15 protein-coding genes are annotated in these 20,363 nt (G+C 67.4%); 9 read left to right on the forward strand and 6 right to left on the reverse strand.

Annotation, left to right across the window (positions count from 1 at the left end):
- Window positions 1-13: 13 nt before the first annotated feature.
- Entirely contained in the window at window positions 14-2,239 is a 2,226-nt protein-coding gene (locus ACE3N6_RS12170) for a UvrD-helicase domain-containing protein (protein WP_374246039.1), read from the reverse strand.
- A 339-nt stretch (window positions 2,240-2,578) separates the two neighbouring features.
- On the opposite strand from ACE3N6_RS12170, the gene ACE3N6_RS12175 reads away from it, so the two are divergent.
- The 8 genes from ACE3N6_RS12175 (at window position 2,579) to secF (ending at window position 12,380) form a co-directional block, all read left to right on the forward strand.
- The gene (locus tag ACE3N6_RS12175) at window positions 2,579-2,905 is read left to right on the forward strand and encodes a hypothetical protein (protein ID WP_374246040.1); all 327 of its coding nucleotides are present in this window, start codon (window positions 2,579-2,581) and stop codon (window positions 2,903-2,905) included.
- 426 nt (window positions 2,906-3,331) lie between these two features.
- Window positions 3,332-5,137, forward strand: coding sequence for a hypothetical protein (locus ACE3N6_RS12180; RefSeq protein WP_374246041.1), 1,806 nt, complete (start codon window positions 3,332-3,334; stop codon window positions 5,135-5,137).
- A gap of 23 nt (window positions 5,138-5,160) precedes the next feature.
- The gene (locus ACE3N6_RS12185) at window positions 5,161-6,156 is read left to right on the forward strand and encodes a hypothetical protein (protein ID WP_374246042.1); all 996 of its coding nucleotides are present in this window, start codon (window positions 5,161-5,163) and stop codon (window positions 6,154-6,156) included.
- 4 nt (window positions 6,157-6,160) lie between these two features.
- Complete coding sequence (locus ACE3N6_RS12190; RefSeq protein ID WP_374246043.1) at window positions 6,161-7,771, forward strand: caspase domain-containing protein; 1,611 nt, start codon at window positions 6,161-6,163, stop codon at window positions 7,769-7,771.
- 8 nt (window positions 7,772-7,779) lie between these two features.
- Complete coding sequence (locus ACE3N6_RS12195; RefSeq protein WP_374246044.1) at window positions 7,780-8,952, forward strand: S1C family serine protease; 1,173 nt, start codon at window positions 7,780-7,782, stop codon at window positions 8,950-8,952.
- Window positions 8,953-9,039: 87 nt separating this feature from the next.
- Window positions 9,040-9,372, forward strand: coding sequence for a preprotein translocase subunit YajC (gene yajC / locus ACE3N6_RS12200; RefSeq protein ID WP_374246045.1), 333 nt, complete (start codon window positions 9,040-9,042; stop codon window positions 9,370-9,372).
- 87 nt (window positions 9,373-9,459) lie between these two features.
- Window positions 9,460-11,319: a protein translocase subunit SecD gene (gene secD / locus ACE3N6_RS12205; protein WP_374246046.1), complete on the forward strand. Its 1,860-nt coding sequence runs from the start codon at window positions 9,460-9,462 to the stop codon at window positions 11,317-11,319.
- Between the two features lie 128 nt (window positions 11,320-11,447).
- A complete protein-coding gene (gene secF, locus ACE3N6_RS12210; protein ID WP_374246047.1) occupies window positions 11,448-12,380 on the forward strand; it encodes a protein translocase subunit SecF in 933 nt (310 codons plus the stop codon).
- 219 nt (window positions 12,381-12,599) lie between these two features.
- Here secF and ACE3N6_RS12215 read toward each other — a convergent pair whose 3' ends face one another.
- From ACE3N6_RS12215 to ACE3N6_RS12230, 4 genes are all read right to left on the reverse strand, one after another.
- Window positions 12,600-14,195: an ArnT family glycosyltransferase gene (locus ACE3N6_RS12215; protein ID WP_374246048.1), complete on the reverse strand. Its 1,596-nt coding sequence runs from the start codon at window positions 14,193-14,195 to the stop codon at window positions 12,600-12,602.
- Complete coding sequence (locus ACE3N6_RS12220) at window positions 14,192-15,130, reverse strand: glycosyltransferase family 2 protein (RefSeq protein WP_374246049.1); 939 nt, start codon at window positions 15,128-15,130, stop codon at window positions 14,192-14,194. The genes ACE3N6_RS12215 and ACE3N6_RS12220 overlap by 4 nt, the downstream gene beginning before the upstream one ends.
- Before the next feature lie 9 nt (window positions 15,131-15,139).
- Entirely contained in the window at window positions 15,140-15,523 is a 384-nt protein-coding gene (locus ACE3N6_RS12225; protein ID WP_374246050.1) for a GtrA family protein, read from the reverse strand.
- Window positions 15,524-16,353: 830 nt separating this feature from the next.
- A complete protein-coding gene (locus ACE3N6_RS12230; RefSeq protein ID WP_374246051.1) occupies window positions 16,354-17,772 on the reverse strand; it encodes an MBL fold metallo-hydrolase RNA specificity domain-containing protein in 1,419 nt (472 codons plus the stop codon).
- Window positions 17,773-18,444: 672 nt separating this feature from the next.
- Here ACE3N6_RS12230 and ACE3N6_RS12235 point away from each other — a divergent pair.
- Window positions 18,445-19,125, forward strand: coding sequence for a hypothetical protein (locus tag ACE3N6_RS12235; RefSeq protein WP_374246052.1), 681 nt, complete (start codon window positions 18,445-18,447; stop codon window positions 19,123-19,125).
- A gap of 122 nt (window positions 19,126-19,247) precedes the next feature.
- Here the strand turns inward: ACE3N6_RS12235 and ACE3N6_RS12240 are convergent.
- Window positions 19,248-20,363: nucleotide sugar dehydrogenase (locus tag ACE3N6_RS12240; RefSeq protein WP_374246053.1), on the reverse strand; the 1,116-nt coding region annotated here is incomplete at its 5' end.

Here is a 20,363-nt window from a genome sequence, read left to right on the forward strand (position 1 = left end):
GGCGCCGCGCGCCTCAGCCCAGCGGCGTGAGCTTGGCCACCGCCAGCATCAGCCACTTGGCGCCGGATTCGGCAAACTTCACCTGCACCCGCGCGTCGGCCCCGCTGCCTTCGGCGGCGACGATCACCCCTTCGCCAAAGCGGATGTGACTCACCGCCTGGCCAATCGACAGCCCGCCCAGATCGCGGGATTTGTGCGGCGGAGGCGGCGGCATCGACGGGGCGGCCGGCTTGCCGGCACCCGGGTTGTAATAGCGCGGCGACGGCTCCGACACGAAGCTGCGGCGCGGGTTGGGCGGCGTCAGCCACTTGGTCAGCGCCTCCGGGATCTCCTCCAGGAAGCGCGAGCGCAGGTTGTAGCGCACCTGGCCGTGGAGCATCCGGCTCTGGGTGAAGCTCAGGTACAGGCGCTGGCGGGCGCGGGTCACCGCCACGTACATCAGCCGGCGCTCCTCCTCCAGCCCGTCGGATTCGAGAATGCTGTTCTCGTGGGGGAACAGCCCCTCCTCCAGCCCCGACAGGAACACCACGTCGAACTCCAGCCCCTTGGCGGCGTGCACCGTCATCAGCTGCACCGCCTCGGTGCCGGCGTCGGCCTGGTGGTCGCCGGCCTCCAGCGACGCGTGGGCGAGGAACTCCGCCAGCACCGTGCCGGCCTCCGTCCCGCCGTCCGTCGGGCGATCCCCCGCCCCCACCTCGGCGCTGAAGTTGGCCGCGGCGTTGATGAGTTCGTCCAGGTTCTCCAGCCGCTCCTGGCCTTCCTTCTCGTTCTGGTAGTGGGCGCGCAGGCCCGACATCTCGATGACGTGATCCACCATCTCGTGAAGCGGCAGCGCCGCGGTCTCCTGGCGCAGGCGCTCGATCAGCCCCACGAACTGCGCCAGCGCCGTGCCCGGCTTGCCCGAAAGATGCGGCACCGTCTGGTAGAGCGGCGTGTTCCAGGTGCGCGCGGCGTCGTTGAGCGCCTCCAGCGAGCGCGCGCCGATGCCGCGGGTCGGGAAGTTCACCACCCGCGTGAAGGCCGTATCGTCGTCGGGGTTGGCGATCAGGCGCAGGTAAGCCAGCGCGTGCTTCACCTCCTGACGCTCGAAGAAGCGCAGCCCGCCATACACCCGGTAGGCCACGCCGCTCGAGAACAGCTGGTGCTCCAGCACCCGCGACTGGGCGTTGGAGCGGTACAGCAGCGCGATGTCGGAGCGGGCAACCCCCTCGCGTACCAGCGACTGGATCTCCTCGACGATGAAGCGCGCCTCGTCGCTGTCGGTGAAGGCCTCATACACGCGGATCGGCTCGCCGGCGCCCCGGTCGGTCCACAGGTTCTTGCCCAGGCGCTTGCTGTTGTGGGCGATCAGCGCGTTGGCGGCATCCAGGATGTTGCCGTGGGAGCGGTAGTTCTGCTCCAGGCGGATCACCGCCGGCACTTTGAAATCCCGCTCGAAATCCCGCATGTTGCCGATCTCGGCGCCGCGGAAGCGGTAGATCGACTGGTCGTCGTCGCCCACGCAGAAGAGATACGCCCCGCCCTCCTCGCCGTTGCCCGCCAGCAGCTTGAGCCAGCGGTACTGGAGCACGTTGGTATCCTGGAACTCATCCACCAGGATGTGGCGGAAGCGCGCCTGGTAATGGCGGCGGATCGGCTCGTTGCGCTCCAGCAGCTCGTAGCTGCGCAGCAGCAATTCAGGGAAATCCACAACTGCCTCGCGCTGGCATTGGGCCTCATACTCCATGTAAAGCTCCACCCGGCGACGGGTGTAGTCATCCCACGCCTCGACGGCAACCGGCCTCAAGCCGGCCTCCTTCTGGCCGTTGATGAAGTGTTGAAGCTCCCGCGGCGGAAACTTCTCGTCGTCGATGTTGAGGGTCTTCAGCAGCCGCTTGATCGAAGCCAGCTGATCGCCCGAATCGAGGATCTGGAACAACTGCGGCAGGCCGGCCTCCCGGTGATGGGCGCGCAGGAACCGGTTGCACAACCCATGGAAGGTGCCGATCCACATCCCCCGGGTGTTGATCGGGAACATCGCCGACAGGCGGGTGAGCATCTCCTTCGCGGCCTTGTTGGTGAAGGTCACGGCCAGGATGCCCTGGGCGCTGCAGAAGCCGTTCTGGATCAGCCACGCGATGCGCGTCGTCAGCACCCGGGTCTTGCCCGAGCCGGCGCCCGCCAGAATCAGCGCGTGCTGGGGCTGCAGGGTCACGGCGGCCAGTTGTTCGGGGTTCAGGTTGTCGAGAAGCTGGGACATGGCGGGCTGTGAGGGGGTGTGGGTTCGGCGGAAAAGCGCGACATTCTACCGCCCCGGCCCCCGCAACACCCGCCGTCAGAACGGGCAATCCGGGTGTTGCAAAAATGCAAATCCCTGTGAAGGAATTCATCCATCGCCGACGAGCGGTACTTGCAGCGACACCGGGGCTTGCCTAGAATGAAGTTGTGCAGTGCAACAAAGAAAGCAGAGCAGGAGTCAAAAACCCCTGTTTCGTAATGGCTTAATACTGATCGTAAAATACTGCAACGCAACAGAGAGCCAATCGTCCGCGTCGGATCACCACCTCGATGCGGCCAATAGGAGTAGGAGTAACAGCAAATGAAAGCACCCAAGAACCTACCGTGGCACGCCCGCAAGGCCGGCGTGTCCATCGAGCGCGCCGAAGCCCTGTGGCGCAAAGCCGTCCGTGAAGCCACCGCCGACACCGGCTGGGTTGGCACCTCCGAATTCTGGGGCGCGGCCGAAGCCCGCTTCCTCGACCTGCTCAATCAAGAGCAGAACACCCTCTGCACCCCGCACGTCGAAGCCTTCGTGCGCAGCCAGCACCGCATGGGCCTGCTGCCCCTGCTGGCCGCCGAAGAGATGATCGCCGCGATCTCTGCCAACTGGCAGCGCTTCTGCACCCAACTGCGCAAGGCCGCCTGACCGCTGCCTGACGGCCCCGCGCGGGGCCGGCAAACCGTGTTTTTCTCCCTCCTCTCCCTCGTGGAGATTTGACGGCGTCTGTCGAAAGGCAGACGCCGCTTTTTTTCGCCCTCCCGCCCCCTCCGCATCGCCGCGCCCCAGGCATGCTTTTTGCATCCACACACGACCTGAGCATTCTCCCCCGTTTTCAGGATCGTGTCCGGGATCGTCCTTGCAGCACGCCAGCCCTCCGTTGCGCCGCCGCCCGGCGCCCGAAACCCGCGCCGTTTCTTCATCTTGCCCAAATGCCGCTGTCGCGGACGCGCCAGGGGACGACGCTCGTCATGCCCGGGAATGCCTGTCGGATTTTTTTACACTTCTTGACACGCACCGGATCGGTGCGCGACGCGCCCCATTTTCGTCACAGGTAAACGCAGAGGAGGTTTCATGAATCGCTGGTTCCCCGCCCCCGTCCGACACCGCCCCCTCAGGACCGGTCTCACCGTTCTCGCCGCACTGACCCTCTGCGCCTGCGACGCCAGCCTGCCCAAGCGCCCCGACGCCCAGGCCCGCCCCACATCCCCGACACCCGACCGGCCCGGCAACGGCAACACCCCGCCGAAGTTCACCGCCACCCGCAACCCGCGCCCGATGGCCGCCCAGGGCTTCAACGGCGGGCCGGGCAACATCCGGCCGGCGGCCGGCCTGCAGGCGATGTTCGCCCGGGGCACCGTGACCGGCAAGGATCTCATCGTCGAGCTGCGCGCCATCCAGAAGATCAACCGCGAGCAGCGCACCCAGCGCAGCTTCGAAACCCTGATGGGCGCCGTCGACCGCAGCCTCGCCAGCCGCAGCACCCAGGCATTCAACTGGAGCCAGGTCGCCAAGGGCCTGAGCGAGGCGATGATCGCCGAGATCCGCACCTCGGTGAGCCACGCGGCGCTGGATCAGTTCCTGACCACCGTGGTCGGCGACGAGCAGGCCCTCGCCCGCGAGACCATCCAGCTGCCCGACGCCCGCGGGCTCGACCGGGCCCAGCAGCAGCGCATCGCCAACATGGCGGCGATGGTGGTGGGCGCCCGCATCGCGGGCCGGGTGCTGACCGACGCCGAAAAGACCTTCGCCGACATGGAGGGCGAGTACAAGGACCTCATCGCCCGTCGCCAGCAGATCGCCGGCATGTTCGCCGACGTGGTGGACAAACGCCGCAAGGCCCTCGCGGCCAAGGACGAGATGACCGCCCGCCAGCTGACCGGCGAGCTGTCCCGCCACCTCGGCAGCGACGATCTCGACTTCATCGACAAGTTCGGCAAGGACATGTCCCTGAAGGACTTCTCGAACGACTTCGCGATGCAGAACATCGCCCTCCAGTACCTGAAGAAGAGCGAGCCGAAGACCTACGCCGAATACCGCGCCAAGGCCGACGGCCTGGTGGGCCACACCAAGGCCTACGTGAAGACGATCGGCGGCGTCGCCGCCTTCGGCGGGCTCCTGGTCGGCTTCTTCAAGGAAGCCAACGACATGGCCCAGGCCAAGAACGGCGAGGAGATCATCTCCGCGCTGCCGCTGGGCACCGAGTTCATCACCGCGATGGTGCCGCTCGTGCCCACGGTCGCCAAGACCACCTTCTCCGGCGTCGTCATCGAGCCGACCGACGACGTCTCCGGCTGGCTGCTCGGCAAGAAGCGCTTCCGCGTCACCACGGCCGAAGGCGAGACCGACGCCCGCAGCGCCAGCGACGTCTACAAGGCCATCCAGAAGGCCGGCGAAGAGCCGCGCTTCCAGGAGGCCCTGTTCCGCGGCAACGCCAGCGGCTTCCTCTACAAGCTGTACACCTGCGACGCCGCCGAAGTCGGCCGGATGATCGACAGCACCGTCGACGCCGACACCCTCGAACGCTTCCAGCGGGAGTTCATGCGCAACACCGCGCTCGACTTCTCGTTCGTGAACGCCCTCTCCGACCCCCGCTCGCCCCGCCACAGCCAGCTCGTCAGCCAGTTCCTCGGTCAGGACCAGCGCCAGCGCGCCAACCAGCCCGTGGTGGGCGAAACCCAGCGGCTCGTCGCGGGCGGTTACGCCAAATGGACGGAGAGCCAGCTCACCCGGCTCATCCTCGCCAACAACGCCGGCGCCCCCAGCCACGCCCAGATGCAGCTCGGCTCGGTCCAGGTGCGCCTGATCCCCAACATGACCGCCGTGGTCGAGTACGAAGGCCTGCAGGACGGCTGCCGGCGGACGGCCAGCAAGTCCTGATCCCGACAGCACAAGGAGCCCCCATGAAAGCCCCGCTCATCGTCAGCATCGCCCTGGCAGCCGGCCTCTCCGGCTGCGTGAACCAGCAGGTCAAGCCGTCCAACCCCTACGACAAGCCCACCGTCGCCAAGGTCACCGCGCCGATCCGCATGCCCTCCGGCTTCAACCCGGACATCCTCGAGCTGGTCGAGGACGGCCGCCTGATCCGCATCTACACCCAGATGGACCACATCGGCGACCCGTCCAACGCCCAGCTGCTCTTCCCGGTCAAGGTGGCCCAGCAGCTCGGGCTCACCAACAGCCAGATCAACCGCCGCTTCGGCGACGCCCTGCGGGCCACCCGGCGCTTCACCATCTTCGACGCCGAATACACCGTCGTCCAGAACCAGAGCCAGCAGCGCTACCGCAAGGAGGACGCCGACATCGTCGTCAGCGGTCAGGTGGTCGAAGCGCGCCAGCACGTCGTGGACATCTCCCCCTACCGCAAGGTCGTCACCAACGTGAAGCTCTCGGTGCGCATGATCAACCGGCTCACCGGCGAGAGCCTCTTCGACGGCGCCGTGGCGGTGGACGGCAGCTGGGGGAACAGCACCGGCGAGGGCACCATGCTCAGCCCCAGCACCAACCTCCAGAACCCGGACTTCCAGAGCCAGGTGGGCGCCGACTACGAGAAAGCCCTCACCCGCGCCCTCGACGCCGCCGTCGAACGCATCGTCGAGGTGGCCCGCCCCATGGCCCGGATCACCCACGTCGAAGGCGACAGCGTCAGCATCTTCGGCGGCAGCCGCTCCGGCTTCATGGCCGACGACGAGATCGTCGTGGTGCGCCCCTTCACCCGGCGCATGCCCGACGGCAAGGAGAAGGTCTTCCGCACCCAGGCCGTCGCCGTGGCCCGCTGCGAAGGCGTGGGCACCGACGTCAGCCAGTGCGAGCTGATCCGCCAGGTGCCCGGGCTCACCCCCAAGGATGGCGACTTCGCCGTCCTGAGCGACAGCTCCACCCACCGCGTCCGGAGATAAGCCCATGCCCGCCCTGTTCCAGCGCCTGCGCGCCGCCCTCCTCGGCGCGCTGCTCCTCGCCCCCCTCGCGGCCAGCGCCGGCGCCATCCCCGCCGACACGGTCACCCTGCTCTACAAGCGCGAAAACGCCGAAGCCCCCAACCGGCTCGACCCCACCATCCAGGCCGCCGCCCGCGCCCTCGAGAAGGAACTCCTCCACCGCGGCTACCGCATCCCCGCCACGCCGGCCGACGTGCTCAAGGCGCTCGACAAGAGCCCCCACGTCATCGTCAACTTCGCCCCCGACGCCGGCCTCTCCATGATCTACTCGGTGTACCGCAACCTGCGCCCCGACCCCGGCGTCAACGTCGCCGCCGCCGAGGTCGCCATCACCGCCCGCGTCTTCGTCGGCAGCAGCCTGCTCTCCGTCGAGGAAGGCCGCTCGGTGATGCGCACCAGCGTCGAGGCCCAGGTCCGGGAATTCGGCGAACGCCGGGCCATGGAACTCGCCGCGGAGAAGGCCGCCACCAGCCTCGTCGCCCAGATCGACAAGCGGCTCAAGGCCCTCACCCCCGACGAGATCGCCGGCTACGCCGCCCTCTCCGCCGACGAAGCCCAGATCATCGACCTGCCCGCCCCGCCGGCACCGCCCCGCCCGCCCAAGCCTACCGCACCGGCCGCGCCCCAGCCCGCCATCAACGTGCCCGCCACCCCGCCGGTCGCCACCGCCCCGCCGCCGGCCCCGGCCCCCGCCGCCCCGCCCATCGCCGTCGCCCCGCCCCCGGTGCCCGGCGCCGCCCCCATGGATCGCCCGGCCCAGCGCCACGCCATCCTCATCGGCGTCTCCGATTACAGCCGGGTGCGGCAGCTCAACCAGGGCGAAGTCTCCGACCTCGCCGGCGTGCCCACCGACGTGCGCAACGTCGAACAGACCTTCCAGCGCCTCGGCTTCCCGCGGAACAACATCACCGTCCTGCTCAACAGCGCCGCCACCGCCGCCCAGGTGCGCAGCACCATCGCCCAGGTCACCGCCCAGGCCGGCCCCAACGACCTGATCGCCCTCTACATCTCGGGCCACGGCGCGCCGGTGGATTACAAGCGGCAAGGCATGGCCCGCCCCATCCTCTACGACTTCCAGGCCAGCCAGGCCGCCACCGCGCCCGACTTCCAGGATCTCCTCGAAGCCAGCGTCCGCGGCAACGCCGACCGGATCGTGATGATCCTCGACACCTGCCACTCCGGCGGCGCCACCGTCAACCAGTCGGTGGTGGTCGTCTCGGCCCGCGGCACCACCCTTGGCAAGAGCAACGGCGGCGCCTCCACCGGGCTCCTCAGCCGCTCGGTGAGCGGCCCCCGCAACGTCGCCATCCTCGCCGCGGCCCGCCCGGACGAATCCGCCATCGACGGCGGCGCCGCCAAAGGCGGCCTGTTCACCCGCTACCTCACCAGCGGCCTGCTCGCCGCCCCCGGGCAGGATGTCCTGCGCGACGTGGTCGAGCGGCGGGTCGCCCCCCCGGTCATCGACGAATCCCGCCAGACCTGCCGCATCTGGGCCCAGCAGGGCAACCCCTGCACCACCGGCCAGCAGACGCCCACCCTCGGCTTCTCCGGGCGCGGCGACATGATCCGGATGTGAGGCCCCCCATGCGCCTGCGCCCCACCCTCCGCCTCCTGGCCGCCCTGCTCGCCGGCGGCGGGTGGCTCTCCCCCCTCCAGGCCGCCGACGGCATCGACGCCGGGTTCCGGCAATACCAGGCCTCACCGCCGCTCTTGCGCAGCCTGCCGCCCCCCGCGGCCGGCACCCCTGAGCGCCCACGCAGCATGGGCGACGCCCAACTCTTCGCCGAACACGCCGGCTCGGTGGTGCTCATCCTGGGTAAATCGAGCCTCGGCAGCGGCGCCATCGTCAGCCCCGACGGCCTCATCCTCACCAACCACCACGTCGTCAGCGAAGGCAGCGACTACGCCGTGGTCTTCTACCGGCCCGACGGCCGCATCGACCTCGCCCCCCGCCAGACGGCCCGCCTGGTCAAGGTGGATCAGATCGCCGACCTTGCCCTGCTCCGCCTCGACACCCCGCCGGACGACCTCAAACCCCTGCGCTTCGCCGGCCCGGACGACCTCAAGGTCGGCATCGACGTCCACGCCATCGGCCACCCCAAGGGCCAGACCTGGAGCTACACCAAAGGCCAGATCAGCCAGATCCGCCCCGACTTCACCTGGGCCGGCGCCCACCGCGCCCAGGTCATCCAGACCCAGACGCCCCTGCTGCCCGGCAACTCCGGCGGCCCCCTGCTCACCGACGACGGCCTCATCCTCGGCATCAACGCCTTCATCGACCCCAAGGCCGCCTCCCTCAACTTCGCCATCGGCATCGACGAGGTGCAGCGCTTCCTGGCACGCCCCGACAACCGCTACCTGCCCCAGGCGGCCGCCCAGGCCCCCCAGGCCGCCCCCGCCCCCGCCGTCGCCACCCCACCGCCCCGCCCGGCCCCTTCCAACTGCGAAGTCCGGATACTCGGCACCCTGCGGGACACCGCCCGCAACGCCAAGGTCGTCCGGGTCGACCTCGACTGCGACGGCGAGCCCGACCTCTTCCTCGTCTACCCCGACGACCGCCGCGCCCCCTACGAAGCCTGGCTCGACCTCAACAAGGACAAACGGGTCGACGTCATCGTCTTCGACGACAACCGTGACGAGCGCTGGGACCGCTCCTTTCACGACAAGGATTTCGACGGCCGCTGGGACTTCATCGGCCAGCACCCCGACGGCAAGGTCTTCCCCACCCGCCTCGTCCCCTTCACCCAGCCGCAGTAAGGGCTCGCCCCCGGCGGCGCAAACCGGTCGCCGCCCCTCCCCCCGCTGATATAATCTGCGCCTTTGCATCCCTCACCGGAGTTCAATGTGCTGATTTCCAACGCCTTTGCCCAGGCCGCCCCGGCCGCCGCACAAGAGCCGATGTCTCAACTCGTCAACTATCTTCCGATGATCTTCGTGTTCGTCGCGATGTGGTTCCTGATGATTCGCCCGCAGCTGAAGCGCGCCAAGGAACACAAGGCCCTCCTCGAAGGTCTGCAGAAGAACGACGAAGTGCTCACCCAGGGTGGCATCGTCGGCAAGGTCACCCAGATCGGCGACAACTACGTGCACGTTGAAGTAGCCCCCAACACCCAGATCGTCGTCCAGAAGCAGGCCATCGGCGCCGTGCTCCCCAAGGGCACCCTCAAGTCGCTCTGATCGCCCGCCGGCCGGTGCCCCACACCGGCCGCGTCGCATCGTCGCACCGCCCCTGCATCGCCTGTCCTCTCTCCTTTTCGCCAGACCATGAACCGCTACCCTCTCTGGAAAAATCTCCTCATCGGCATCGTCCTGCTGTGGGGGCTGATCTACACCCTGCCGAATTTCTACGGAGAGGTGCCCGCCGTCCAGGTCTCCAGCGGCAAGGCCACCCTCAAGCTCGACGCCACCGCCACCATGGCCCGCGTCGAAGACAGCCTCAAGGCGGCCGGCATCGCCCATGACGGCCTGTTCGCCGACATGACCAGCGTGCGCGCCCGCTTCCGCGACACCGACACCCAGCTCAAGGCCAAGGACGCCATCGAGAGAGCCTTCAACCCGGATGCGGCCGACCCCGCCTACGTGGTCGCCCTCAACCTCCTGTCGGCCAGCCCCCAGTGGCTCACCTCGATCCACGCCCTGCCCATGTACCTCGGCCTCGACCTGCGCGGCGGCGTGCACTTCCTGCTCCAGGTGGACATGAAGGGCGCCGTCACCAAGCGCCTCGACGCCACCGCCGGCGACCTGCGCTCCCTGCTGCGCGACAAGAACGTCCGCCACGCCGGCATCGCCCGCGAGGGCTCGACGGTGGTCGTCAAGTTCCGCGACACCGAAACCCAGGCCCGCGCCCGGAGCGTCATCGCCGCCAGCACCAACGATCTGCAGCTCGTCGAAGGCCAGGACGGCGCCGACTACAAGCTCACCGCCACCCTCACCCAGCTCGCCCAGAAGAGCATCCAGGAAGGCGCGATCAAGCAGAACATCTCCACCCTCCACAACCGGATCAACGAACTCGGCGTGGCCGAGCCGGTGATCCAGCAACAAGGCCTCGACCGCATCGTGGTGCAACTGCCCGGCGTGCAGGACGTGGCCAAGGCCAAGGACATCCTGGGCCGCACCGCCACCCTCGAAATCCGCCTGGTAGACGACAGCCCCGGCAGCCTCGAAGCCGCGCTGCAGGGCAACGTCCCGCCGGGCACCGAGCTATACACCGAGCGCGGCGGCAACCCGCTGCTGGTCAAGAAGCAGGTCGTCCTCACCGGCGAGCGCCTCACCGACGCCCAGCCCGGCTTCGACGGCCAGACCCACGAGGCCGCCGTGCACCTCACCCTCGACTCCGCCGGCGCCCGCATCTTCAAGGACGTGACCCGCGAGAACGTCAACAAGCGCATGGCCATCCTGCTCATCGAGAAGGGCAAGGGCGAGGTCGTCACCGCCCCGGTCATCCGCGCCGAAATCGGCGGCGGCCGCGTGCAGATCTCCGGCCGCATGACCTCCGAAGAAGCCACCGACACCGCCCTGCTGCTGCGCGCCGGCTCCCTGGCCGCGCCGATGGAGATCATCGAAGAGCGCACCATCGGCCCCAGCCTGGGCGCCGAGAACATCTCCAAGGGCTTCCACTCCACCCTGTGGGGCTTCGTGGCCATCGCCATCTTCATGTGCGCCTACTACATGCTGTTCGGCCTCGTGTCGGTGCTGGCCCTGGCCGCCAACCTGCTGTTGCTGGTGGCCCTGCTGTCGCTGCTCCAGGCCACCCTCACCCTGCCGGGCATCGCCGCCATCGCGCTCACCCTGGGCATGGCCATCGACGCCAACGTGCTCATCAACGAACGCATCCGCGAAGAGCTGCGCAACGGCTCCACGCCCCAGGCCGCCATCCACGCCGGCTACGACCGGGCCTTCGACACCATCCTCGACTCCAACGTCACCACCCTGATCGCCGGCATCGCCCTGCTGGTCTTCGGCTCCGGCCCGGTGCGCGGCTTCGCGGTGGTGCACTGCCTGGGCATCCTCACCTCCATGTTCAGCGCCATCCTCGTCTCCCGCGGGCTGGTCAACCTGATCTACGGCAAGAAGCGCAAGCTCGAAAAACTCGCCATCGGCCAGGTGTGGAAACCGGGCATCTGATGCCTCCGGGCGGGGCGTCGGGCCGACGACCCAAACCCCCCCGCCCCCGCAGCACCCTGTAGGTCGGACTTCAGCCCGACAACGGCAACCTCAGCAACATCAACTCCAGCACGGAGCGCATCGCCGCCATGGAATTCTTCAAGATCCGCAAAGACATCCCCTTCATGAAGCACGCGCTGGTGTTCAACGTCATCTCGTTGATCACCTTCCTGCTCGCGGTGTTCTTCCTCGCCACCAAGGGCCTGCATTTCAGCGTCGAGTTCACCGGCGGCACCCTGATGGAGGTCAGCTACGCCGAACCCCCGGCCCTCGAAAAGCTCCGCGACGCCCTCGCCAAGCAAGGCTATCAGGATGCCCAGGTGCAGAACTTCGGCAGTGCCCGCGACGTGCTGATCCGCCTGCCCAACCGCGCCGGCGACGAGACCGCCAAGGTCAGCGAGAAGGTGATGGCCAGCCTCGCCGCCATCGACGGCCCCAAGGCCGAGCTGCGCCGCGTCGAGTTCGTCGGCCCGCAGGTGGGCAAGGAACTCGCCTCCGACGGCGCCATGGCCCTGCTGCTGGTGATTGGCGGCATCGTGGTGTATCTGGCAGTGCGCTTCGAGTGGCGTTTTGCGGTGTCGGCCATCATCGCCAACCTCCACGACGTCATCATCATCCTGGGCTTCTTCGCCCTGTTCCAGTGGGAGTTCTCCCTGCCGGTGCTCGCCGCCACCCTCGCCGTGCTGGGCTACTCGGTGAACGAATCGGTGGTGGTGTTCGACCGGGTGCGCGAAACCTTCAAGAAGAAGCGCGGCCTCACCACCCCGCAGGTGCTCGACCACGCCATCACCAGCACCATCAGCCGCACCATCATCACCCACGGCAGCACCCAGATGATGGTGCTCTCGATGCTGCTGTTCGGCGGCGAGACCCTCTACTACTTCTCGCTCGCCCTCACCATCGGCATCTGCTTCGGCATCTACTCGTCGGTCCTCGTCGCCAGCCCGCTGGTCATGTGGCTGGGCGTGAGCCGCGAACAGTTCATGCAGGTGAAGAAAGAAAAGCAGGAGGCGGTGGTCTGATCACCACCGCGCGCTAGCAGCCCCCCCGCCCGGCCGCGCTCCGCGGCCAGCAGCAACGCCCGGCCCGGGTCATCGGGCCCCTTACCCCTCCGCACTCGCCCCCTGAAGCGCCTGCATCGCCCGGCGCCCCCCCATCGGGGGCCGGCCGTCCAGGCCGCCTCAGCCCGACACACATCCAGTCTGAATCGCCCCTCGCGGCCCCCCCGCCGTCGCTGCTGCTTATCGGGGCGTCGCTCCGCCCGCCGCATTACGGCAGGCAGGGTCGTCGGGCGGTGGCGCCCACAGGGTGGCTGGCCGGGGATGAGCCAGCGCGTCGAGCTTGTCGCCCACCCGCGCGCCCACCACGGGCAGGCCTCGGGCCAGATGGGCCGCCGCCTCGGTCACACGGCCCGGCAAGCCCATGCCTTCCGGCGTCACCGCCCCCAGCGGGCGCCAGCACGGCGGAATCTGCGCCAGCAGGTCGTTCTCCGGGTTCTGATCGATGGTCTCCGGGTCCCGGACCACCACCGTACGCAGCCCGGCCGGAGCGGCAGGCATCGGCACCCCCTGCCTGAGCATCCGGAAGCGCCGCAGGAAAGCCGGATCGTCGTGGCTGTACGCGTACAGGGTGGCAATCTTGAAGTTGTTGGCCGACCCCAGGATGAAGGTATCCGGATTCGCCAGCGCGTAAGACACCAGCCCCCGCCCGTTGGCGATGAACACCCGGTAAGCCTGACACTCCAGAATGCCCAGCGGCACCGACAGCAACACCATCAGGCCCAGCGCGGCCAGCCGCAACCCGTGGCCCACGCGGCAGATCGCCACCGCCGCCAGCACAGCCAGCGGCGCGATGAACAGGCCCAGGTAGTTGGCCTGCTTCATGGCCAGCCGGAAAGGCGAGAACGACACCGGGAACAGCGACAGCACGATCAGCAGCGCGAACAGCCAGAACGCCGTGTCCTTCACCGCCGCCGCCTGCGACGCCTCGTCCAGGCCCCGCGGGCGCAGCCCCAGGTACAGCCCGATCAACCCCAGCGGCCCCAGCAGCGCCGTGTGGCGGATATCCAGCAGCAGGTAATAGACGTAGTAAAACGCCCCGTCCTCAACCTTGGTGGCAATGAAATTGCGGCCGATGTGAGACAGCACCACCTTGAAGGCGTGCAGCGGGTCGCCCGCCACCGCCTGCATCAGCAGGAAGTGCCCCACCAGCATGCACCCGCCCCCCAGCACCACCCACAGCCAGCGCAGGCTGAGCCTGCGCACCGCCAGCGGCCACAGCAGAAAGGCCAGCAGCGCCACCCCCAGCAGCTCCTTCACCCAGAACACCGCCCCCATGGCCAGCCCGGCGGCAAAGGCCAGGGGCACCGAGCGGCGGCGCTCCGATTCGAGAAAGACCACGAAGGACAAGGTGACGAACATGTTGGCCACCGCGTCCGCGTGCAGGCGCGACGCCGTGGCCACGTGCAGCGGGGTGAGCGCCATCAGGCAGGCCGCAATCGCCGCCACCCGGCCATCGAAGCGCCGACGGCAGAACCACCAGACCAGCCCGATCTCCAGCAGCGAGCACAGCAGCGGCCACAGGTTGAGCTGGAACTCCCCCGCCCCGAAGAGCTTGAGCATCAGCCCGGCCGGAATGTTGAAGCCGTAGCGGAGCGCCCCGTTGTAATCGGCCGTGCTCCAGACCCCGTTGGCAACGTCGAGCGCGCGCTCGAAATAGGTGACGTCGTCCGAGCCCAGCGGCCCGCTGAAAGCCAGCAGGCGCCACGCGAGGGCCGCGGCGATCGCGCCGGCAATCGCCAGCCAGCCGCCGGACCGGTTTCGGGTGCCTTCGATCATCGCAGCTCCTTATCCACAAAGTAGCGGGGGCGGCGCTTGGTCTCCAGGTAGGCCTTGGCGATGTACTCCCCCAGCACCCCGATGGACAGCAGCTGGATGCCCCCCAGGAAATACATCGGCACCACCGTAGACGCCCAGCCGGGCACCGTGGCCCCCGCCAGCTTCTGGAACACCGTCCAAGCCGCCCCCGCCAGGCTGAGCAGGCAGGTCGCAAAGCCCAGCGCCGAGATCAGGCGCAGGGGCGTCACGCTGAACGAGGTGATCCCGTCGATGGCGAACGCCAGCATCTTGCGCAGCGGATATTTCGACTCCCCCGCAAACCGCTCGCTGCGCGTGTAAAAGACCTTGCTGCTGCGGTAGCCCAGCAAGGGAACAATCCCGCGCAGGAACAGATTCACCTCGTCGAACTGGCGCAGGCTCTCGATGGCGCGACGGCTCAGCAGGCGGTAATCGGCGTGGTCGTACACCACATCCACCCCCATGCTCATCATCAGCTTGTAAAAGCCCTGGGCGGTCATGCGCTTGAAGGCGGTGTCGCTCTCCCGCTTGCTGCGCACCCCATACACCACGTCCGAACCCTCGCCGAAGGCCACGATCATCGCCCGCACGGCCTCCGGGTCATCCTGAAGGTCGGCGTCGAGGGAGACGATGGCGTCGCCCTCCGCCGTCATCAGGCCGGCCAGCAGGGCCCGCTGATGGCCGCAGTTGCGCGACAGCTTGATCCCGCGCAGGCGCGGATCGGCGGCGTGGAACTGCTCGATCAGGCGCCAGGTGGCATCGCGGCTGCCGTCGTCCACGAAATAGACCGCGCTATCCGCCGAGACAAGCCCATCGGCCACCAGCGAATCGAGCAGCACACCCAGCCGCTGACAGGTCTCCGGCAGCACCTCCTCCTCGTTGAAGCAGGGGATGACGATTCCAAGCTTGGTAGACATTCCAGTTCCTTATTTGCGCACGCTATGGAAGACCAGGTGCCGCTGGCCGAAGAAAGACAGCAGCGTCATCGGCACCAGCGCAATGGCTCCCGCCACCGCCGCACCGAAGCCCATGTTCATGAACACCGAAATCAACAGGATGTTGATGGGGTAAAGCACGCTCCACAGCAGCACGAACCGCGGCAGCCGGTCGAGCGAGCCGTTCCCGAAGACAAACCGCCCCTGGTTGTAGAACGACACCGCCATCCCCACCACCAGCGAGATGAGATTCGCAATTGCAAAGTTGAGGCCCACCTGCAGCAACAGCACGTAGGTGACATAGGAAACAGCGGTATTGACCACCCCGGACACGCCGAAGCGGACGAACTGGGCAAACGACGAACGATGATTCAAGAGCCACTCCGCAATACCGGCTGCCCGGCCCCGAAGGCCAGCCGCCCCCGCAACCGCACCGATCCACGACGAGGGCCTTTTCCGGGCACAAGCCGCGCAATGTCAAATTTTGCAAAAGATCAAAAAGAATGACGAGCCGTTCCTTTTTGATACCTCGCCACCTCTGCCAGACGCCTGATTTAGCGCTTATTTGCATTGCACTATACTACAGACGCGTATCTGTCGTATTTGCCAAATCCCACACACCCGCAATTCCGCTGCCCCAACAACAGGGGCCAGTTCTGCCGCCCACCTGTGCAATATCGCCGCCCGCCGTGGCGACGCCCCCCGCACGAAGAGCGCGTCCCTGCCCACTCTGGGGCAACACGCCGCCCTGCGCTGGCACCAGATTGAATCCCGATGGAAATCGCCCGCCGGCATGGATGGAAAAGGGCCGGCCCATGGCCTGCAGATGTGTTGCAGGGGCAGCCGGCGTGCCCTGGTCGTGGCGCAGGGCGAGGTCGTCATGGCCGCGCGGCCGGACCGCACCGCCGAGGGCATGGGCCGGGCTTCCCTTCACCACCCCCACCGCGGCCCCCAGCCTGCCCCAGGCTCTGCAGCCCTGGCAGACAGGCGGGCATCGCGCCCCGGAGCCAGCGAGCTACGCCCCCGCCCCCGCCTGTTCACCCACCACCCTCCCTGCACCGGCCGCCGCGACGGGCGAGAGACCGCAAGCACCGGCCGCCGCCGTGTCAGCCCGACAGACCGGCCCACCCGATGCCCGCCCGCCTCCCTGCAACCGGCCTACCCGCAGATCGTCACCCGTCGCACGGCATCGCACCGGCGCCCGGTCACGCCACCCCGCCGTTGCTCACCCTCACCTGCCCGCCGGTGGCGGCCTCGATGGCCTCGCGCAGGGCCGCGCGGGCCGGGTCGTCGCCGTGGATCAGGCGCACCTCCTGCGGGCGGCGGCGCATGCCGGTGACAAAGCGCACCAGCCCCGCCTGATCCGCATGGGCCGAATAGCCCGACACCGTATGAATGCCAGCCCGGATGTCGATCCGCTCCCCATCGAGATCCACATAACCGCCCTGCGGCCCCCAGGTCTGGATGACATGGCCCGGGGTGCCGCGGGCCTGATAGCCCACGAACAGCACATCGTGACGCGCATCGTGGAGCATGGCCTTGAGATACCCCACCACCCGCCCGCCGGCACACATGCCGCTGGCGGCAATCACGATGGCGGGCTCGCCGCTGCGGGCCAGCCGCCGCACGTTGGCCTCATGGTCGGCGTGCTCATCCACGGCCACCAGCTGGTCGAAGGCCAGCGGCTTGCGCCCCGCCCGCACCCGCGCCAGCGCCTCCTCGTCCCAGTAGGGCTGCAGTTCCCGGTAGAGCCGGGTGAAGCGCCCCGCCAGCGGGGAATCCAGATAGATGGGCAGCGTGGCCCAGCGCCCCGCGTGGGGCCCGGGCTGGCGTCGCTCCCGGTACAGAATGTCCTCGAACTCGTAGAGCAGCTCCTGGGTGCGACCAATGCTGAAGGCCGGCACGATCACCGTGCCACCGTTGCCCAGGGCCTTCTCCACCACCTGCTGGAGCCGCTCCCGGCGGGCCGTGCGGTCTTCATGGAGGCGGTCGCCATAGGTGCTCTCCAGCACCAGCACATCGGCTGCCAGGGGCGACCGGGGCGCCGGCAGCATCGGCGCGTGGGGGGCGCCGAGATCCCCGGAGAACACCACCCGCGCACGCGGCCGGCCCGGCCGCACCAGATCGCACTCCACATAGGCCGACCCCAGGATGTGCCCCGCCCGCTGCAGGCGGATGCCGCAACTGCCGGCCGGCCCCTCGAACACCGTATGCCAGGTGTTCCAGGCCAGCGGCCGGATGCGCGCCTCCACCATCTGCAGATAGCGCTCCACCAGCCGCGCGTCCCGCGTCACCCCCACCGCAAAGGCATCGGCCAGCACCACCGGCAGCAGCCGGGCAGAAGGCTCGCTGCACAGGATGGGCCCCTTGAACCCCGCCGCGAGCAGCCAGGGTATCCGCCCCACGTGATCGATGTGCACGTGGGTCACCACCAACGCCTTCACCCCCGCCACCGGAAAAGGAATCTCAAGCCTGTCGCAGGCCGAACCGCCATCGGGCGACGTCTCCGCCCCCTGAAACAACCCGCAATCCACCAGCAGGCTGTGGGCCTCGTCGATGAAAAGCTGATGGCACGACCCCGTGACGCCATGAAAGGCGCCATGGTGAACGATGTTCACATCCATAGGCATGAATGACCGGAAGAAAAAACGTAAAGATCAGGCGTCGAGCAAATTTACTCCAGATAACCTGTTTACGTATACATCAATTTCAAACCGGTCTATCATCGCCGCCATTTTATGCCGTACGGCAAGCCAGGGCTCCCCGATTGCTGCGACACGGTGCCGCACCGGCAAGCCCCCAAGACATTCCATGAGACTTGAAAATGCGTGCAGCCCATCCTGCAACCCCTCACCCAGCCCCGGCCGGCCCTGCCCAGGCCCCCGCAAGCCCTTCGGCACTTCCCGCAGATGTTGCAGGTCGTCCTGCACACCTTGCAGCACACCCGGCAATGTTCGACGGATGTACGGCACACATTCACGGACATCCGGCAACAGTGCACTGGCATCCCGTAATCACTCACTGGCGTCCGGCAAACATTCACGGACATACGGCAACCATTGGCGGACGTCCCGCGCAAGCCGCCGGGCATTCGGCCATGCGTCACGGACGTCCGGCAGGCCTTCCGGAGCATCCGGCAATCCTTGCAGGAGATCCCGCAGTGTTTGCAGCACATCCCGCAAACATTGCGCCAATCCCGGCACAAGCAGAAATACAGGCTTATATCTTTAATTTCAACAACTTAACGATAACACCCGTTTTCTTTCGTCCCACCTCACTTACCAAAGGAGCGAACCATGCCCAAGAGCTACTACCTTCCCAACGACGACAGCGGCCGCGCGGAGCTGCTGGAACATCTCGCCAACCACCTGCCCGCACTGGCCGAAATCCTCGAACTTGGTGAGGCGCATATCACCCAGCTCAAGGCCGACGCCGCGGCCTTCCGCTACACCCTCTCGTCCCACGAAGCCGTTCACGCAACGGCCAAACGCTGGACGGCCTTCAAGAAGCTGCAGCGTGACGGGGGCGAGGGCACCTCGGCCTACCCCCACATCGCCCACCTGCCGGCCGCAGCCCCCGCCGTGCCTCACGGCATCGTTCCCCGCCTTACCAGCCTTGTTGCACGCATCAAGGCTGCCAAGAACTACTCCGAAGACATCGGAATGGAACTCAAGATCATCGGCGCCCCACAAATCGTCGACAACGACAGTGCCATTCCAACCCTCGACATCACCAAGAAGGCGGGCCAACCCAACATCCAGTGGCCCAAGGGCGATGCCGACGCAATCGAGATCTGGGCAGACCGCGGCGACGAGAAGGGCTTCGTGCTCTTCACCATAGCAAACTCCCCTCGCGTCCTGGACAACAGCCCGCTTCCGCCCGCCCCAGCCACATGGAGCTACAAGGCCATCTACCGGGTGAAGGACCAACGAGTCGGCGACTGGAGCGCCGTGTATAGTCTTACCGTCGGCGGCTAAGGTCAGGTCAATACAGGGCTCCAGGGGCTCCGCCCTACGTCCAGCCCCCGGTGCCCTCATCCAGGTCATAAAAAACAAAGGCAGCCTTGCGGCTGCCTTTGTTCATGCACCTACAGTCTGACTTACAGCCGCCAAACGCTAGCGCCTGCGGCTTCCAGCACGGCGGGGTCGTAGAAGCTCTTCACGTCGGTGAACACACCGCCCGGGAGCAGCTTCTCGCACAGCTGGGCGGCGCCCATGTCGGCGTATTCCTTGTGGGCGACCGCGGCGACGATGGCACCGGCCTTGGGCAGCCTGTCCCAGGCGGTGAGGCTCACGCCGTACTCGTGCTCGGCCTCGGCGGATTCGGCCACAGGGTCGTGCACGTGCACGTTGACGCCGTAGCTCTTCAGCTCGCGGATCACGTCGATGACCTTGCTGTTGCGCAGGTCGGGGCAGTTTTCCTTGAAGGTGAGGCCCAGCACGATCACGTCGGCGCCCTTGATGCTCTGGCCGTTCTGGATCATGGCCTTGACGGTCTCTTCGGCCACGTACTTGCCCATGCTGTCGTTGATGCGACGGCCGGCCAGGATGACTTGCGGGTGGTAGCCCAGCATGTCGGCCTTGTGGGTGAGGTAGTAGGGGTCGACGCCGATGCAGTGGCCACCCACCAGGCCCGGACGGAAGGGCAGGAAGTTCCACTTGGTGCCGGCGGCCTTGAGCACTTCGAGGGTGTCGATGCCGATCTTGTGGAAGATGACCGACAGTTCGTTCATCAGGGCGATGTTGAGGTCGCGCTGGGTGTTCTCGATGACCTTGGCGGCTTCGGCCACCTTGATGGAGCTGGCCGGGTACACGCCGGCGGTGATCACCGAGGCGTAGGTGTCGGCGACGATCTTGAGGGTCTCGGGGGTGTCGCCGGAGACGACCTTCATGATCTTGGTGACGGTGCGTTCCTTGTCGCCCGGGTTGATCCGCTCGGGGGAGTAGCCGACGTTGAAGTCCTGCTTCCACTTCAGGCCCGAGAACTTCTCGAGGATGGGGATGCACACTTCTTCGGTGGCGCCGGGGTACACGGTGGATTCGTAGACGACGATGGCGCCCTTCTTCATGTACTTGCCGACGCTCTCGGACGACTTGACCAGCGGGGTGAAGTCCGGCTGGTGGGCGTCGTCGACCGGGGTGGGCACGGCCACGATGATGAAGTCGGCTTCGGCGATGACCTTGGGGTCGGTGCTGCAGGTGAGGTGCACCGCGGC

The sequence above is a fragment of the Zoogloea sp. genome (genome assembly GCF_041904905.1).
Lineage (GTDB): Bacteria > Pseudomonadota > Gammaproteobacteria > Burkholderiales > Rhodocyclaceae > Zoogloea.

Excerpts from the sequence above, each read along its gene's own strand:
- ACE3N6_RS12170 (WP_374246039.1), bottom strand. The coding sequence starts at position 2,239 with ATGTCCCAGCTTCTCGACAACCTGAACCCCGAACAACTGGCCGCCGTG.
- ACE3N6_RS12175 (WP_374246040.1), top strand. The coding sequence starts at position 2,579 with ATGAAAGCACCCAAGAACCTACCGTGGCACGCCCGCAAGGCCGGCGTG.
- ACE3N6_RS12180 (WP_374246041.1), top strand. The coding sequence starts at position 3,332 with ATGAATCGCTGGTTCCCCGCCCCCGTCCGACACCGCCCCCTCAGGACC.
- ACE3N6_RS12185 (WP_374246042.1), top strand. The coding sequence starts at position 5,161 with ATGAAAGCCCCGCTCATCGTCAGCATCGCCCTGGCAGCCGGCCTCTCC.
- ACE3N6_RS12190 (WP_374246043.1), top strand. The coding sequence starts at position 6,161 with ATGCCCGCCCTGTTCCAGCGCCTGCGCGCCGCCCTCCTCGGCGCGCTG.
- ACE3N6_RS12195 (WP_374246044.1), top strand. The coding sequence starts at position 7,780 with ATGCGCCTGCGCCCCACCCTCCGCCTCCTGGCCGCCCTGCTCGCCGGC.
- secD (WP_374246046.1), top strand. The coding sequence starts at position 9,460 with ATGAACCGCTACCCTCTCTGGAAAAATCTCCTCATCGGCATCGTCCTG.
- secF (WP_374246047.1), top strand. The coding sequence starts at position 11,448 with ATGGAATTCTTCAAGATCCGCAAAGACATCCCCTTCATGAAGCACGCG.
- ACE3N6_RS12215 (WP_374246048.1), bottom strand. The coding sequence starts at position 14,195 with ATGATCGAAGGCACCCGAAACCGGTCCGGCGGCTGGCTGGCGATTGCC.
- ACE3N6_RS12220 (WP_374246049.1), bottom strand. The coding sequence starts at position 15,130 with ATGTCTACCAAGCTTGGAATCGTCATCCCCTGCTTCAACGAGGAGGAG.
- ACE3N6_RS12230 (WP_374246051.1), bottom strand. The coding sequence starts at position 17,772 with ATGGATGTGAACATCGTTCACCATGGCGCCTTTCATGGCGTCACGGGG.
- ACE3N6_RS12235 (WP_374246052.1), top strand. The coding sequence starts at position 18,445 with ATGCCCAAGAGCTACTACCTTCCCAACGACGACAGCGGCCGCGCGGAG.